The sequence below is a fragment of the Streptomyces sp. Ru62 genome (assembly GCF_002920615.1).
GTDB lineage: Bacteria > Actinomycetota > Actinomycetes > Streptomycetales > Streptomycetaceae > Streptomyces.
Genome location: NZ_PQSU01000008.1, coordinates 104,542 through 119,908, shown reverse-complemented (window position 1 = coordinate 119,908; position 15,367 = coordinate 104,542). Strand labels below are relative to the sequence as shown.

Below are 15,367 nucleotides of genomic sequence, written 5' to 3'. Positions count from 1 at the left end.
GGGTCACACCTCCTTCAGTACGTCGAACAGGGTCTCCTCGGCCTTGACGACCCGCTGCGCGGCCGCGCGGAGCTGCCCGGAGAGCTGCTCGCGCAGCGGGTCGAGTCCTTCGGCGGCGGCGGTGCGCAGCGCGGGCAGCCGGGCGCCGAGGGCGGCGGCCGCTGCCTCGTCCTCCGCGCTGCCGCGCAGCAGGCGCTGGTCGCGTTCGTTCAGGGTGTCGCGCAGTTCGGTGAACGCGGGGGTCCACGACGGCAGGAGCAGGGCGAGGAAGTCGTGCCAGGCGTCCACGGCACCCCGCGCGAGCGGTACCGCCCGTTCGAGCGCCGGGTCTGCCGTGCGGGCGGCGGCTTCGGTGAGGAAGTCGGCGAACATCGCCCGGAAGCCGCAGCCGCCGGTGCCGGCCAGCTCGAAGTCGACGTAGGCGCCGCACAGGGCGGTGAGGACGTCCTCGGCCGGACTGCGCCGCACGAGGTGGTCCAGACCCGCGCCGTAGGCCGCCAGTCCGCGCAGTCCGAAGGTGGGCACCACCGGGTTCCGCATGGCGGTGCAGGACGCGCGGACCCCGCGCCGGATGTCGTCCGCGGACGGTTCGCGGGCCGCCGCCCAGTCGGCGCGCAGCCAGGCGTGCCGGGGAGGGAACGGCGCGTGCTCGGAGCCGCGGGCGGCGGCCAGGTCGTCCAGGGAGAGGGTGCGTGGGGCGACGCACCGGTCGGAGACGGTGACGGTCCCGGCGTCCGGGTCGTGGTCCAGGACGACGAAGGCGTGCGCTCCGAAGTGCCGGGTGGCCTGGTAGTACGGCAGGTGGAACAGATCGCCGTAGACGATCACCGGGCTGCCGACGGCCAGTTGGCCGCGTACCTGTTCCCACGCGGTCCGCGGGTCGGCGGGGAGCACCACCTCCAGGCTGAGGCCGACGCCGGCGGCCATGCGGCGGGTGAAGTCGGGGAAGGGGCCGTTGCGGCCTCCGACGAAGGCGCGGCCCTCCGGCCCCTTGGGCATGTGCATGAAGCTGATGCCACCGGCCACACCGAACAGCAGCGGTTCGCTCACCTCCGTGCCGTGGTGGGCGAGCACCTTGTGCAGGGCGGCGGTCTCGCAGTGGGCGCCGCCGAAGCGGTCCAGGGTCGGGGCGATCGGGCTCTCGCGGCCGACTGCGTGGGCGGTCATGCGCGCGTTCCCTTCGTGTCGGCGGCGGTCGCGGGGACGGTCCGCGCTACGGGCCGCGGGTGGGCCTGCTCGGCCGCGAGTTCCGCGAGCACCGAGCGGGTGTAGGAGTTGTCGGGCGCCGGCGGATGGTCGAGGGCCGTGCCCGCCAGGACGTTGCGCACGGCGGCGCGGACCAGGAGGAGGTCCACGCCCCGGGCCGAGAGTTCGTCGGTGAGCCGGTCGCAGGCGCGCAGCGCCGCTTTGGTGGCGGCCCGGTTGACGGGGCCGACGACGCTCTCGTCTCCGACGACGACGGTGCCCAGGCCGGAGGCGAGGTGACGCAGCTCGTCGAGGCGGCCGGTGTCCCCGGTGACCAGGACGGTGGGCACACCGTGGCCGAGGGCGGCGAACTGGCACACCGGTTTGAGACCGACGACGTCGATGCCGGGCAGGTCCGGGGAGTGCGCCAGGAGCGAGCGCAGGCGCGCGGTGGGCACGCTCGTCGCCAGGCTGACGAACAGCGGCCGGCGGCCTGCGCGCGCGGCGCGGCGGGCCAGGTCCAGCAGCGCGTCGTCCGTCTTCTCGGGCGGCACGCACAGCAGCACCGCGTCGGCGGTGACCAGGGTGTCGGCGTCCGTCAGGGGCAGGGAGGTCGTCGCGGCGGCGCGCCGGGCGCAGGCGCGGTCCGTGTCGTACAGGAGCACGGCGAAACGCTCCTTCAGACGGGCGGCGAGCACCGTGCCCAGACGGCCCGTCCCGGCGATGCCCACGGTCCGCAGTGCGGTCGCGCCCGTCATGAGGCGGCCGCCGCGAGGTCTTCGAGGGTGAGGCTGCCCGGCTTGAGCATCCGGTCCATGGCGCGCCGTACCAGGGTGCGGTCGATCGGTTCGACGACAGGCGTGATGCCGATGGCCGCCGCGACCCGCTCCGTCACGTCGGAGCACAGCCGCGCCGGGTCACCGCCGTCGGCCTCGACCCGGATCTCCAGTCCGGCGCCGGTCACCCCGGCCGCCCAGTACAGGCCGGAGCCCGGGGTGGACAGCACGATGTCCTCCAGCGCCAGCTTGTTGATCCGCCTGCCGTCGACCAGGAGTTGTTCGCTGACCCGCCCGTGGTGGTCGAGGGTGCGGCGGGGACTGCCGCAGGCGCACGACGCGGACCGTACGGTGACGAAGTCACCGGTGCGGTAGCGCAGCAGCGGCATGGCCCGGCTGACCAGGCTGGTCAGTACGAGTTCGCCCGGGTGTCCCTCGGCGACGGGCTCGGTGGTCTCGGGGTCGATCACCTCGAACAGGTGCCGGTCCTCGGTGAGGTGGAGGCTGCCTTCGGCGCAGGTGAGCCCGAGTGAGTTGGTCTCGGTGGAGCCGTAGGCGTTGGACAGCCGCACCCCCCACAGGTCCGCGATCTTGGAGAGCTTGGCCGGCGAGCAGGTCTCCCCCACGTACATGAAGGTGCGCAGGCCCACCTCAAGGGGGTCGCGTCCGCTGTCCTTGAGCAGGTCGTAGAGGCGCAGCGCCCGGCTGGGGGTGCACACCAGGCCGGTCGGTTTGACCGTCCACATCATCTCGACCATGCGCTCGAAGGGGCAGACCCTGCTGAGCGTGCCGACCGCGACCACGCCGGCGCCCGCCTGTTCCAGGGCCCGGTCGAGGTCGTAGGAGGCGAAGGCCAGTTCGTAGGGGATGGCGATGAAGACGAGGTCGCCGGGGCCGAAGACGTGGCTGACGGAGCGCTCGACGGCGACGTTGCCGCGTATCCAGTCCTCGTAGGTGATGACGGCGGAGGTGGGGCGGCCCGTGGTGCCGGTCGACTCGCCGTAGCGGATGATCTCCCGCCGGTCGGCGGCGACCAGGCCGAACGGGTAGGCGTCGCGCAGGTCGCCCTTGGTGGTGAACGGCAGCTTCCGGATGTCGTCGAGGGTGTCGAACCGCGTGTCCCGGTGGGCGGCCCAGTTCCGGCGGTAGTGGGGGGAGGCCGCGAGGGCGTGCGCCACCGACTCCCGCAGCCGGCCGAGCTGGAGCTCCGCCGCCCGGTCGGGGGTGAGCTTGTCGAACGCTTCCAGGTCGGCGCAGGCCGAGCGGCGGATCTCGTCGTAGCGCAGGTGGGGCGGGACGGTGGTCTCGGTCACTGGTCTTCCTCCCCGAAGACGATCTGGGTCTTGATCCGGGCAGCGGCCCGTCCGCCCCTCGCGGGGGCGGCGAAGGCCTGTTCGGCGGCGTCGGCCGGAAATCGGTGGGTGACCAGCCGTGCGGCCTGGTCCCGGTGGGCGTCGAGGAACGCGTGGACGGCCGGGAAGCTGCCCGTGCCCCCGATGGACCCGATGAGCGTCAGCCCCTTGACCACGAGCAGGTCCGTACGTATCTCGGTGCTGCGGCGCAGGCCGAAGCAGAGGACGCGGCCCCGTGGCCGGGCGAGCGCCAGCGCGGTGTTCAGGCCGTCCTGGCTGCCGGAGCACTCGACGACGACGGGGTGGTCGGCGCCTTCGGCGAGGCCGGCGTAGCCCGTGGCCCGGTCGTCGGGCCGGGGCGGGGACTCCACCAGGGCGGCGGGGAAGAGTTCCCTCACCCGCTCGGCCTTGGCCGGGTCCGATTCCAGCAGCCGCACCGAGCGGACCCCGTAGTGGCCGGTCAGGATCAGATAGGAGGCCAGGCCCAGTGCACCCGCGCCGATGACGAGGACGTCGTCGTCGGTACCGGGGGCGAGGCGGCGCAGGCCGTGGTCGGCGACGGCGAAGAACTCGGTGAGGGCGAGCAGCCCGGCGCCGAGCGCACAGGTGTCGGGGTAGAGGTAGCGCCGGTCGACGACTTTGAGCCGGCTGGAGAATCCGTCCACGGTGATCCCGAACTTCTCGATGTGCCGGCACAGGTTGCGGTCGGTGGCGCAGCCGGCGCAGTCGCCGCACCAGCGGGAGCAGTCACCGGTGACCCACTGTCCGAGCAGCGCGGCGCCGCCGCGCCCGGTGTCCACCACGCGGCCCGACCACTCGTGGCCGAAGCGGATCGGGTAGGAGCGGGGGCCTCCGTAGGTGCCGTCGTACAGGCGGTGGTCGCTGCCGCACAGGGTGACGCGGTCCACCTCGACGAGGACGTCGTCGGCGCCGAGCGCGGGCAGCGGCGGCACCCGGTGCGCGGCGCGGAGTTCGCCGGGCGCGGTCAGCAGGAGGTCCTGGACGCGGCTCATCGGCCTTCCTCCCCACGGATGGTCAGGGTGACGGGCAGGGGCGCGGGGCGGCGCTCGGGCAGATGGGCGAGGAGTTCGGCCTCGATCCGCTCGCTCTCCTGACGCGCCATGCGGATGCGCTCGCGCAGGCCGATGGTGCGCAGGCCCCACCACAGGTACCAGTTGTCGTTGGCCAGCACCCGCTCCTGGATCTCGTCGAGGAGGGCGCTGTCCTCGATGACGTCCCGGGACACGTAGTACTTGGGCACGATGAACCGCTCGTCGCCGGTGAGCAGGCCCTCCTCGACGGCGGTGGTGTGCAGGGCGGTCCCGCGGCAGACGCGCAGGCCGAGGGTCCAGTAGGCGTGGGCCTCGGGCGCGCCGGGCGGCACCAGGCCGGACATGACGTCGAAGGTCTCCCGCACCGAGTCCCGGTCGTCTCCCGGACTGCCGATGAACAGGCAGTGCTCGACGCGGATCCCGGCCTGCTCGAACCGCCGGTGGGCGCTGATGATCTGCCGCTGGCGGAAGTTCTTCTTCAGCCGGCGCAGCACCCGGTCGTTGCAGGAGTCGGTGCCGAACTCGACGTAGTAGCAGCCGGTGCGGACCATGAGGTCGACGAGTTCGGGAGTGACGTTCCCCGGGTTGATCATGCAGGACCAGGGCATCTCGATGCCGCGCCGGACGAACTCCCGCAACACCTCGACGGCGTAGTTCAGGGGCAGGTTGAAGACGCCGTCGACGATCTCCAGGACCTCCAGTCCCTCGTCGCGCAGCCGCTCCACCTCGTCGGCCACCCTCTTGACGTCGTCGAACTTCACGCCGGTGCCGTCGACCAGGAAGTTGCTGCAGAACACGCACTCCAGCACGCAGCCCTTCTTGGTCTGGATGGTGGCCGGCACCTTCTCGCTGCGGTCGTGGGTCTCGTAGGAGTAGGTGAAGTAGCGCGGGTCGTACAGTCCGGGGTCGGGACGGGCGGCCTTGCGGTAGTCGATCTCGAAGACCGGGTCCCTGCGGTGGTAGGAGCCGTCCGGCGCGCGGAAGATGACACCGGGCACGTCCCCCGGTTCGGTGCCGCGGCGCAGGTGGGCGAGGAACGGCACCATGGACTCCTCGGCGAAGCCGGTGATGCCGTACTCGGCGCCCACGAAGTCCATCAGGTCGTCCGGCACCGTGGAGAAGCCGGGGCCGCCGAGGACGACGGTGACGCCGGGCCGCTCCGCACGCGCCCAGTCGGCGACCTCACGGGCGAGGGGGGTGTAGATGACCGGCTCCAGCATGTTCTGCGAGTCGACGTTGCGGATGGAGATCCCCACGACGTCGGGCCGGAAGGCGGCGACCGCCTCGCGCACCGCCTTCTCGTCGTCCTCCTCCCACATCAGGTCCAGGACGCGCACGTCGTGCCCCGCGGCCCGCACCTGGGTCGCCACGGTGACCATGCCGATGGGCAGCACCGGGCGGAACGACTTGAGCTTGTTGACGGAGACGAACATGACCCTCATCCGGCGCCGCCCCCGATCTCACGGTCGGCGTCCGTCAGGGCGGCGACCAGTGCCCGCAGCTGCTCCTCGCTCTGGTGCCAGTGCACGACCAGGCGCAGGAGTCCGTAGCGGCGGGCGACGGAGGCGATGAACCCCCGCCGTTCCAGTACGTCGACGAGCTGTCCGGGCGCCGGGTGGCGCACGGTGACGACGGTGAGGTCCGGCGCGGGGACGACGGTGAACCCGGACCCGCGGAGCAGGCCGAGCAGGAGCTCCCGCCGCTCGAACACCGAGGCGACGAGCGTGCGGTAGCCGGCGCGGCCCATGGTGTGCAGCGCGGCCCAGGTGGCGAGCACCGCGGCGCCGGGGCGGGTGCCGAGCAGACCGTGGTGGTCGTGGGTGCCGCGGTAGTGGGAGGCGACGCGCAGGCGGTCCAGGTCCGCCGCGTCGCGTACGAGGAGCTGGCCGGCCGGGATGGGCGCGCCGCCGTACTTGTGCGGATCGAGCGTGACGGAGGTGACTCCCGGCACGTCGAGGCCGACCGGCGGCAGCGGGTGGCCGAGCTCGCGGGCGAAGGGGACCAGGAAGCCGCCGGTCGCCGCGTCGACGTGCAGGGGGACGCCCAGGGCCCGGGTGTGCTCCGCGATGGCGGGGACGTCGTCGACGGCGCCGGTCTCGGAGGTACCGGCGGTCGCGACGACGAGCGCGGTGTCCTCGGTGACGAGGGACCGCAGCGTCTCGACGCAGACGTGCAGGTCCGGGGTGAGCGGGGCGTACACGGGTTCCACGCCCAGCATGGTGAGGATCTTGTCGAAGGAGAAGTGGGCGCTCTCCGGCAGCACGATCCGCGCGGGGCCGCCCGTGCGGGGGCGCTGCCCGTCCCGGCGCAGCGCGGCAAGGACCGCGAGGAGGTTGGCCTCGGTGCCGCCGGAGGTCGCCACTCCCCCGGCGTCGGGAAGACCGAGGAGGTCGCCGAGGAGCGCCGTCACCTCCGTCTCGGCGCGCCGCAGCGACGGGAAGATCCGGTTGTCGCCCATGTTGGTCTCCAGCGCCTGCGCGAAGACCTGCCGGGCCACCGGGAGCGGCGCGGAGCAGATGGAGTTGAACACGGTACCGTCGGCGTAGTCGTGGTCGTCGCGGCGCAGGGCGTCGAGGCCGGCCAGGACGGCCGCCGTGTCCCGGCCGTGCTCGGGCAGGCCCGTGGACCGGGCACGTGCCGCCCGGTCAGCCGATCCGGTGCGGGATGTCGAAGAACCCAGCAGCGTTTCCATGGACGAGAGCCCTCACGGTCTGTTCCGGAACGCCTCCGAGGCGGAGGCGATGGACGGTCTTGCCGAGGCCGAGCGGGTCGGCGGAGCCGAAGTGGAAGCCGGTGTTGAGCATCAGGCGGTCCGGCCCCCGGCTGTCGAGGATGCGCATCACCTCACGGTGGGTGACCTTCTGGCGCACGGCGAACAGCGCGTCCGTGCGCGGCGAGACCGGCAGACCGTAGCCGCCGAGCCCGTCGAGGCCGCCGTGTCCGTGGACCAGGCGCAGCTTGTGCTCGTCGAGGTCCATCACGGCGACACGCCCCGGATCGATGCCCGAGCGCTCGATGGCGCCGGCGAGCAGCGGCAGCATCGCCGTGAACTCCTCCAGCGGCGGCGGGGTCTCCACCATCACCGGTGTCCCGGTGTCGGCGGCAAGGCGCAACTGCCGTTCCAGCACCGTCACTTCGTCACTGGTGCGGTGGCGGAGCGACACTTCGCCCAGGGCCTTCACCCGTGGGTGGCCGAGCCGCTTGTGGAGTTCGTCGACGCCCTCCAGAGCGCTGCGCAGATCGTTCATGTCGGCGGCGTGCACGGACAGCCCGACGTACAGATCGATGCCGTACACCGCCGCGCGGGCGGTCTCGACCTCGGTGAGCCGCTCGAACCGCGCGGCGAACGCGTCGCCCGACGAGCGGCGCTCATGCGAGCTGGAGCAGGGGGCGAGCGCACTCGTCACACCGCTGACCGCCATGAGTTCGTAGTCGTCGGCGTTGCGTAGATCGCTGTGGATGTGGTGGTCGAAGAGCGGGACGAGGCCGGGTCCGTGCGCGCCCCGGGGCGCCAGGAGCTGTGGCGCGGGGGTCGCACGGCCGGCGGCGGTGGCCGGCCGCACGGTGGTCAGTCTCCCGAGGAGGACTCGGCGGAGGCTGCGGCCGCGGTGAGCACCTCGTGGCTGCGGCGCAGGGCGTGCCGGTAGACGTCGCTGTGGTTGTACAGCTCCACGCTGACGTGCCCCGCGTAGCCGCCGCGGCGCAGGATGCGGAAGAACTCCACGAAGTCGATGTCCCCGTCGCCGGGGATCTCGTGGTAGTGGGTGCGGCCCTTGATGTCCTCGACCTGGAACACGGGGGTGATCGGCAGGTGGCGTTCGACGGAGGCGAGGTAGTCCTCCTCCACGACGCGGCAGTGCCCGAGGTCCTGGGCGAGGGCGAAGCGCGGGCTGTCCAGTTCCCGGGCGAGCTGGGCGACCGCGGCGTTGGTCTCCAGGAAGAACTCCGGTTCGGGTTCCATGGCGAGGACGACGTCGCTGTCCGTGCTGTCGAGGATCTCGGTGATGCCCTCGATGAGCCAGCGCCGCGCGTCGGCCGGGTCCACCTCGGGCTTGCGCTTGCCGGTGGCGAAGTTGATCAGCGGGATGCCGAGCATGTCCGCGATGCGTACGGACCGTTTGACCAGGTCGACGCGGCGGGCACGGCCGGCGGCGTCCGGGTGGACCAGCGAGGGTTCGAACCTCTCCTCGCTGAGCAGGTTGTCGGCGCCCGCGGCCAGGCAGCAGGCCTCGATGCCGGTGCGCTCCAGCGCCTTGCGGATGACCGACGCCTCGTTGTCGGAGAAGGAGAACGGGTCGATGTGCGCGGGGTGGAGGGAGAGTTCGATGCCGTCGTATCCGGCCTCGGCGACCTCCTCGACGGCCCGCTCCACGGTGAGGTTACGCAGACCGTTGGCGTTGTAGCTCAAGCGGTGCACAGGGGCTCCTTCGCAGGGTGGGGCCGTCACCGGGCGGCGATGGCGTGGGTGTGGAAGTCGTGCCAGGTGCGCAGCTCGATCTGCTGGAAACCGGCGCCGCTCAGCATCTGCTCCAGCTCTTCGAGGGAGAAGCGCAGATGGCGCTCGTCGGGTCCCGCTCCGTCGGGCTGCCGCGCGTACCAGGCCTCGATCTCCCGGTTGCGCGCCAGGTCCGGGGTCTTGCGGTAGTCCGCGATGGCGACGCGGCCACCGGGTTTGAGGACCCGGTGCATCTCGGTGATCGCCAGGGCCGCGTCCTCGGCCAGTTCGTGCAGGACGTAGGTGCACAGCACGAGGTCGACGCTGGAGCTGGGCACGTCCAGGGGGGCGAGGGCGCCGACCTGCGTGGTCACGCGTGCGGCGAGTCCTTCCTTCGCGGCGCGGCGTTCGAGCACCTTCAGGAGCGGGGCGCTGCCGTCGACGCAGTGGACGCTGCCGTCGGGGCCGACCGCGCGGGCCGCGGGAATCGTGGCGTACCCGGTGCCCGCGCCGATGTCCAGAACCCGCTGTCCCGGTGCGGCCTGTGCCGAGCGCAGCAGTCCCTGGACCTCGCCGAGGGCCCAGCGCAGCGGCCCGTCGAGACGGTAGATCGTCTCCTCCACCTCGGGTGTGTGGTGCAGTGTGGTGTTCATGAGCCCATCCCTGCGGTGTCGGTGGATCAGGCCTCGGTCAGGACGCTCTTGAGCAGTGGCTCGGCGACGGGCGTCTCGTAGTCGCCGTCGACGCAGCGCACGGTGCCGACCCGGGGCACGAGCACGAAGCGGATCGCGGCTCCGGCGCGGCGTTTGTTGTCGCTGAGGATGACCTCGACGATCTGCTCGGCCGTCAGCTCCTCGGGCAGCGCGACGACGCTGCCCAGCCGCCGCTTGAGGATGTGTTCCTGCCGGTGCAGCACCTCGGGCTCGCACAGACCGAGGCGTACGCCCACCTTGGCCGCGGCGCACATGCCGATGCCGACCGCTTCCCCGTGCAGCAGCTTTCCGTTGCTGAGGAACTCCACGGCGTGTCCGACGGTGTGGCCGTACTCAAGCATGATGCCCGCGTGCCGCTCACCCGGGTCGAGGGCGAGGATCGACAGCTTGCTGCGCACCACGTCGTGGCAGAAGCCCAGCAGGTCGTCACGGACGGCGGCCAGGTCCGGCGTGAGCAGCTCCTCCAGCCGCTCGAACCAGGCCGCGTCGTTGACCAGGCCGTTCTTGATCGCCTCGGTGATGGCGCTGCGGTGCTGGCGCACCGGCTCCTGCCGGGTGTAGGCGACGTCCGCCCAGATGAACAGCGGCGCGTGGTACATCCCGAACTGGTTCTTGCCCAGGGAACCGTTGACGGCCTGCTTGTTGCTGAGCGAGCCGTCGGTGAGGTTCAGCATCGTCGTCGGGACCTCGACGTACCTGATGCCCCGGTAGGTGAGGCCCGCGGCGAGACCGACGATGTTGCCGATCATGCCGCCGCCGAGCGCCATGACCAGGGAGTCCTTGGTGACGCCGGCCGCGACCAGGCGCTCGCACAGGTCGGTGAGCTGTTGCCAGCCCTTGGCGGACTCTCCTTCGCGCACGGTCAGTACGTTGACGGCGATGCCCGCGTCACTCAGCGTCCGGGCCAGTTCCTTGCCGAACCGGGCGTGCAGCCGGTCGCTGGTGACGAGGTAGACCTCGTCGAAGGCATGCCGGTGCAGGTACGCCGGCAACTGGTCGGCGATGCCGTCCCCCAGGTAGTACGGACAGCTGGGGCTCGCTCCGTTCGACAGCTCGATGATGCTTCCCCTGGCCACTTCGCTCCTTCATGGGATGGCGGACGATCACGTCCGCGCACGGGGGCGGATCAGGCACCGTCACCGAGGTGCGCGGTGTAGCCCTCCAGGTCGAGGGCACCGTTGCCGCTCACACAGGCGACGATGGTCTCGGCGCGGCCCGTACGACGGGCTTCGACGGCCCGGTCGACGGCGGCGCGCACCGCGTGGCAGGACTCCGGGGCGATGAGGACGCCCTCGTGGCGGAGCATCAGCGAGCCGGTCTCGAACGCCTCCGCCTCCTCGTAGGCGACCGCGTCGATCAGGCCCTGGCTGCGCAGCACACCGACCACCGCCGAGCCGCTGTGCTGGCGCAGGCCGCCGACATGGGTCTCGGGCAGCTCGTAGTCACGGCCGAGGGTGTAGGACTTGGTCAGCGGCGTGATGCCTTCCGGGTCGGCGTGGTCGTAGCGCCACTCGCCGCGGGTCAGCCGGGGGGCGCTGGCCGACTCGGCGCCGATCAGGGTCAGTCCGTCGCCGCGCTCGGCCTTGTCCGCCAGGTACGGGCCCATCAGGCCACCCAGGTTGCTGCCGCCGCCGACACAGGCGATCAGCGTGTCGGGGGTCTCGCCGAGCGCCGCGAGCTGTGCCTTGACCTCCTGTCCGATGACGGACTGGTGCGCCAGCACGTGGGGCAGGTTGCTGCCCGAGATGTAACGGGTCTCGGGGTGGTCCTGGGCATAGCTGATGGCTTCGCCGATGGCGGTGCCGAGGGAGCCGAGCAGATGGCGGCCGTCGCGCAGCAGCGCCTTGCCCACCTGCGTCCGCTCGCTGGGCGACGGGTACACCTCGCCGCCGAGCAGCTTGATCACCGTGTGCCTGCCGGGCTTCTGCCGCGCCGACACGCCGGCCCAGAAGATCACCGCGTGCAGACCGAAGAGCCGCGCCGCCCAGGCCACCGCGTGGCCCCACTGCCCCGCTCCGGTCTCGGTCACCAGGGTCCGTACGCCCTGCTGAGCGGCGAAGTAGGCCTGTGCGACGGCGGAGTTGAGCTTGAAGCTGCCGGTGGGCAGCACGTCCTCGCGCTTGAGGTAGATCCGGGCAGGGGTCCGCAGGTGAGCCTCAAGGGCCCGCGCCCGCAACAGAGGGGTGGGGCGGCCGATGGCCGCGAGTTCCTCGCGGACCCGCTGCGGGATGGGGAGGAAGGACTCCGTGGAGGCGTCCTGTTCCTGCACCGCGTCGAGGCGGATCCGGCGCTGGAGCGCGAGCCGGGAGGGCTGGCCGTCGTCGCCGTCCCTGGCCGGCGGCAGCGGGGCCGGCAGATTGGGTACGAGGTTGAACCAGGCTTCGGGCACTTCGTCCGGGGCACCGGCCGGCACGACCGGGGTCGGGTTCCAGTCGGGGCCCGGGGTCCTGGCGCCCGACGCGGGCCGCGGTCCGCCGCTCATGCTCCGCTCCGCATCCGCGACGGGTGGAACGGCTCCTCAGTGGCGTGCATCCAGATCCCCTCTCTGCTCGTCCGGGACACGACGAGAAGCCTCATCGCTGGACGGCGGCAGGGGGAGGGGCGGCCCGGGACGTTGACCGTTCGAGTCAAAGGACACTGGAACGGGACTCGACCGCTTGACCTATATGACTGATTCGCTCACCCGTGCCCTGTGTGGCACTGGCGCGTTCTCACAGGAGACGGGCTCCGCAGCGCCTGGATGACGCGGGGCCGGCTCCATGACTCCTGGCAGCAGCCCCAGCACGAGGAACCGCGCGCATGTCCCTGAGCAACACCACGCATCACCATCCCTATCACGGACTCTACGAAGCAACTTCCGTACCGGCACTGGTCGACGTGCCGCCCCTGGAGTACCTCGCCGTGGACGGGGAGGGCGATCCCCAGGACTCCAAGCTGTTCGCCGCCGCGGTCGACACGCTGTACACGGCGGCGGCAGCGGTGGCGGTGACGTCCGGCGGCCCCCGGCCCGGCGACGCGGACCACGGGCCGAGCCCGCTGGAAGGGCTGTGGTGGAGCACCGATCCGGACCTGAACCTCGAAAGCGGCGACCCGGCCTGCTGGCGCGACCGTACGAGCTGGCGCTGGACCCTGCTGCTCAGACAGCGTCACGCGGTGGACGCCGCCACACTGGCGGCGGCCCGCGCGGAACTCACCGGGGTCTGCCACACTCCCGAATCCGCGGCCGCGGTGTCCGCCCTGCGGGCGCGCACCCTGCGCGAGGGCCTGTGTGTCCAGGTGCTGCACGAGGGCCCGATCGAGAACGAGCCCGCGACGATCGGCGCACTCCACCGCCACCTCGACGAACAGGGCCTCGTCCCCGCGGGCAGGCACCATGAGATCTACCTCGTGCCGTCCCACACCGCTCCCCCGTCCCGGCTGCGCACCATCCTGCGCCAGCCGGTACACCGACGGGGCCGGTGACGCGGGCGCGGGTGCGCCTCCGTCCGGACACGGCCCTGGTGACGGTGGACCTTGAGGCGCGCCGCGACGGTACGAGTCGGCCGGCCCGCGGGCTTCGCCGACCAGCGGGCCGGTCGGCCAGGGCGAGGTGCCGTGCTCGTCCTGGGTGAGGGCCGGCCACGTCATGACGCAGGGACGAAGGGTGGGTGACACACACCACTGACAACCACCCCGGCCCCGTAGGGTCGGGCACGTGCTCCTCTGGATCAATGGTCCCCACGGTGGCGGGAAGACGCAGACCGCTTACGAACTCCGGCGTCGGCTTGCCGGCAGTGTCGTCTGCGATCCCGAACACGTCGGCTTCGGTCTGCACCGGATGATGCCCCCGTCCCTGCGCGGAGACTTCCAGGACCTTGCCGCCTGGCGGCAGGGGGTGGTCGAAGTACTGGATCACGTCCTGAGCAAGCACGACGGGACGGTGATCGTGCCCATGACGGTCGTGGAGCCGGCGTACTTCCGCGAGACCGTCGGCCGACTGCGCGAGCGCGGCCACGATGTGCGGCATTTCGCACTGCTGGCCGAGCGTGGGACCGTGCTGCGTCGGCTGCGCGAGCGCGGCTTCGGACGCGCTGTCCAGTTCATCGCGGGCAAGAACGCTCCCTTGCACCGGGAGAGCTTCGCCGTGTCCAGGCTCGACCTTTGTCTGGATCGCCTGCGTGCGGAGGAGTTCGGGGACCAGGTATGGACCGACCGCCTCACTGTGCCTGAGGTCGCCGAGCACATCGCCGCTGCCGTCGGCCTGACGCTCGCGCCGAACGGAGACGGAGCGCTGCGAGGACGTGCGCGGCGGGCCTGGACCGGGATCAAGCACATTCGGTTCGACTGATGGCCCCCTTTCGACGTGACCAGGTGGCCCCTGACTGACGACAAGTCAGGTGGCGGCCCGGGAACCGCTCCCAAGGCCCCCTGATTCAGGGATGTGCGCCGTGTCACGTGCTTCACATGCCGCCTGAGTTGTCTGCATCACAGCGGAAATGTCCATTTGGCGTCCATGCTCGAAGCGGATACCGACCCCCGAAGTGGGGCTTATCGGCATCCCCTTGGGCGTGAGGTCACAAAGTGACTCATGCCACAACACCAGTGACATTCCACCCTTCTCCCTGTTCTCCCGTTCCCCCTGTTCCTCCTGTTCCTCCTGTTCCGCTGGGAAGGTGCCCCATGGCCGCTTACCTCTGTCCTCCTGCCGTGATACACGGCGAGCACCCCGTGAAGACCAGCCAGATCGTGGCGGAGGTGCGCGACCGGCACCCGCACGCGGCGTGGGCGCCGCGGATCGACGGCATCGCGGCCAGTACGGGCATCGAGACGCGCGGGTGGATGCTGCCGCTGGAGACCGCCGTCGCGCCCGGCGATGGCGGCGGCCTGCGGGCTGTCGGCGTCGAGCCGACCCAAGAGGCACTGGCCCGCGACGGGTTCACCCAGCAGGACGTGGACCGCGTGATCGCCGCGCTTGAGTCGATACCCACGCCGCAGACCGTCCAGGAACGCACCGGTCCGGCCTGGGAGGCCGTGCAGTCCTACGGGGAGCGCGCGGCGCGCGGGGCCCTTCAGATCGCCGGGTTGGACGCCGCGGACATCGACTGCCTGATCACCAGTCACTCCACCACCCCCGCGCTGCCGGGTCTGGACATAGCCCTGGCCAACAAGCTTTCGCTGCGCAGCGATGTGATGCTGCTGCCGGCCACGCAGTGGGCCTGTATCGCCGGGACCCGCTCCCTGGCGCTGGCCGCGGACCTGGTGGCCGCGGACCCCGACCGAGTGGTCCTGGTCGTCATCTCGGAGGCGCTGAGCACTACGTACCAGCCCGCGGACGACACCCTTGAGTCGCTGATCGTCCGGTTGCTGTTCGCGGACACCGCGGTCGCAGCGGTAGTCACGGGACGCCCCCGGCGCGAGTCGGTACTGCGGCTGGACGCCGCCTGGCATCACACCCTGCCCGGCACCCAGGACCTGCACCGCCTGGAGACGCGGGCGGACGGCACCCACTTCGTGATGGACCGGCGCGGGCCGCGGGCCGTACAGGAGACGGTGACCGCGATGTGGGAGTGGCTGCGCGTCCGTTACCAGGACCACCCCGACGCCTGGCACCCCGACGTGCTGCTCGCGCACCCCGGCGGGACCCGAGTGCTGGAGTACATGGAGCAGACGATGCCCGACGCCTGGCCGTCGGGGCTGCTGGACTACAGCCGGGACAGCTACACCACCGGCAACCGCGGAGGCGCCGCCGTGTTCGACATCCTGCGGCGGGCGCATGACGCCGGGCAGAAGCCGGGCAGTCGCGCCGTGCTGTACGCGGCGGCACCGGGCCTCACCGCCACCGCCTTGGAAGGGGAGTGGCTGTAGCACGAGGCGG

The 15,367-nt window shown here is 71.7% G+C and carries 14 protein-coding genes; 3 read left to right on the top strand and 11 right to left on the bottom strand.

Annotation, left to right across the window (positions count from 1 at the left end):
* Positions 1–3 precede the first annotated feature (3 nt).
* The 11 genes from C3492_RS12895 to C3492_RS12845 are packed head-to-tail and all read right to left on the bottom strand — an operon-like array spanning position 4 to position 11,995.
* Positions 4–1,167, bottom strand: coding sequence for a BtrH N-terminal domain-containing protein (locus C3492_RS12895; protein ID WP_103811893.1), 1,164 nt, complete (start codon positions 1,165–1,167; stop codon positions 4–6).
* Complete coding sequence (locus C3492_RS12890; RefSeq protein WP_103811892.1) at positions 1,164–1,943, bottom strand: hypothetical protein; 780 nt, start codon at positions 1,941–1,943, stop codon at positions 1,164–1,166. The genes C3492_RS12895 and C3492_RS12890 overlap by 4 nt, the downstream gene beginning before the upstream one ends.
* Complete coding sequence (locus C3492_RS12885) at positions 1,940–3,274, bottom strand: phenylacetate--CoA ligase family protein (protein ID WP_103811891.1); 1,335 nt, start codon at positions 3,272–3,274, stop codon at positions 1,940–1,942. Before C3492_RS12885 ends, C3492_RS12890 begins: the two co-directional genes overlap by 4 nt.
* A complete protein-coding gene (locus C3492_RS12880; protein ID WP_103811890.1) occupies positions 3,271–4,326 on the bottom strand; it encodes a zinc-binding dehydrogenase in 1,056 nt (351 codons plus the stop codon). Before C3492_RS12880 ends, C3492_RS12885 begins: the two co-directional genes overlap by 4 nt.
* Positions 4,323–5,798: a B12-binding domain-containing radical SAM protein gene (locus C3492_RS12875; RefSeq protein ID WP_103811889.1), complete on the bottom strand. Its 1,476-nt coding sequence runs from the start codon at positions 5,796–5,798 to the stop codon at positions 4,323–4,325. The genes C3492_RS12880 and C3492_RS12875 overlap by 4 nt, the downstream gene beginning before the upstream one ends.
* Before the next feature lie 5 nt (positions 5,799–5,803).
* A complete protein-coding gene (gene mfnA, locus C3492_RS12870) occupies positions 5,804–7,057 on the bottom strand; it encodes a tyrosine decarboxylase MfnA (RefSeq protein ID WP_103811888.1) in 1,254 nt (417 codons plus the stop codon).
* Positions 7,011–7,928 carry a TatD family hydrolase gene (locus C3492_RS12865; protein ID WP_103811887.1) on the bottom strand — a complete coding sequence of 306 codons (918 nt, stop codon included), beginning with the start codon at positions 7,926–7,928 and terminating at the stop codon, positions 7,011–7,013. The genes mfnA and C3492_RS12865 overlap by 47 nt, the downstream gene beginning before the upstream one ends.
* A gap of 5 nt (positions 7,929–7,933) precedes the next feature.
* Positions 7,934–8,782, bottom strand: coding sequence for a sugar phosphate isomerase/epimerase (locus C3492_RS12860; protein WP_103811886.1), 849 nt, complete (start codon positions 8,780–8,782; stop codon positions 7,934–7,936).
* A gap of 26 nt (positions 8,783–8,808) precedes the next feature.
* Positions 8,809–9,453, bottom strand: coding sequence for a class I SAM-dependent methyltransferase (locus C3492_RS12855; RefSeq protein WP_258055663.1), 645 nt, complete (start codon positions 9,451–9,453; stop codon positions 8,809–8,811).
* Positions 9,454–9,479: 26 nt separating this feature from the next.
* Positions 9,480–10,589 carry a 2-deoxy-scyllo-inosose synthase gene (locus C3492_RS12850; protein WP_103811885.1) on the bottom strand — a complete coding sequence of 370 codons (1,110 nt, stop codon included), beginning with the start codon at positions 10,587–10,589 and terminating at the stop codon, positions 9,480–9,482.
* Between the two features lie 50 nt (positions 10,590–10,639).
* Positions 10,640–11,995 carry a TrpB-like pyridoxal phosphate-dependent enzyme gene (locus C3492_RS12845; protein WP_103811884.1) on the bottom strand — a complete coding sequence of 452 codons (1,356 nt, stop codon included), beginning with the start codon at positions 11,993–11,995 and terminating at the stop codon, positions 10,640–10,642.
* Between the two features lie 317 nt (positions 11,996–12,312).
* Here C3492_RS12845 and C3492_RS12840 point away from each other — a divergent pair, with 317 nt between their 5' ends.
* The 3 genes from C3492_RS12840 to C3492_RS12830 all read left to right on the top strand — a co-directional run bounded on the left by C3492_RS12840 (position 12,313) and on the right by C3492_RS12830 (position 15,357).
* A complete protein-coding gene (locus C3492_RS12840) occupies positions 12,313–12,975 on the top strand; it encodes a GyrI-like domain-containing protein (RefSeq protein WP_103811883.1) in 663 nt (220 codons plus the stop codon).
* Positions 12,976–13,207: 232 nt separating this feature from the next.
* Positions 13,208–13,840 carry an AAA family ATPase gene (locus C3492_RS12835; protein WP_103811882.1) on the top strand — a complete coding sequence of 211 codons (633 nt, stop codon included), beginning with the start codon at positions 13,208–13,210 and terminating at the stop codon, positions 13,838–13,840.
* A gap of 332 nt (positions 13,841–14,172) precedes the next feature.
* Complete coding sequence (locus tag C3492_RS12830) at positions 14,173–15,357, top strand: polyketide synthase (protein WP_103811881.1); 1,185 nt, start codon at positions 14,173–14,175, stop codon at positions 15,355–15,357.
* The last annotated feature ends 10 nt before the right edge of the window (positions 15,358–15,367 follow it).

What these genes read in the sequence shown, in the direction of transcription:
- C3492_RS12855 (WP_258055663.1), bottom strand. Translation starts at nt 9,453, where the DNA reads ATGAACACCACACTGCACCACACACCCGAGGTGGAGGAGACGATCTAC.
- C3492_RS12890 (WP_103811892.1), bottom strand. Translation starts at nt 1,943, where the DNA reads ATGACGGGCGCGACCGCACTGCGGACCGTGGGCATCGCCGGGACGGGC.
- C3492_RS12830 (WP_103811881.1), top strand. Translation starts at nt 14,173, where the DNA reads ATGGCCGCTTACCTCTGTCCTCCTGCCGTGATACACGGCGAGCACCCC.
- C3492_RS12895 (WP_103811893.1), bottom strand. Translation starts at nt 1,167, where the DNA reads ATGACCGCCCACGCAGTCGGCCGCGAGAGCCCGATCGCCCCGACCCTG.
- C3492_RS12840 (WP_103811883.1), top strand. Translation starts at nt 12,313, where the DNA reads ATGTCCCTGAGCAACACCACGCATCACCATCCCTATCACGGACTCTAC.
- C3492_RS12880 (WP_103811890.1), bottom strand. Translation starts at nt 4,326, where the DNA reads ATGAGCCGCGTCCAGGACCTCCTGCTGACCGCGCCCGGCGAACTCCGC.
- mfnA (WP_103811888.1), bottom strand. Translation starts at nt 7,057, where the DNA reads ATGGAAACGCTGCTGGGTTCTTCGACATCCCGCACCGGATCGGCTGAC.
- C3492_RS12845 (WP_103811884.1), bottom strand. Translation starts at nt 11,995, where the DNA reads ATGAGCGGCGGACCGCGGCCCGCGTCGGGCGCCAGGACCCCGGGCCCC.
- C3492_RS12875 (WP_103811889.1), bottom strand. Translation starts at nt 5,798, where the DNA reads ATGTTCGTCTCCGTCAACAAGCTCAAGTCGTTCCGCCCGGTGCTGCCC.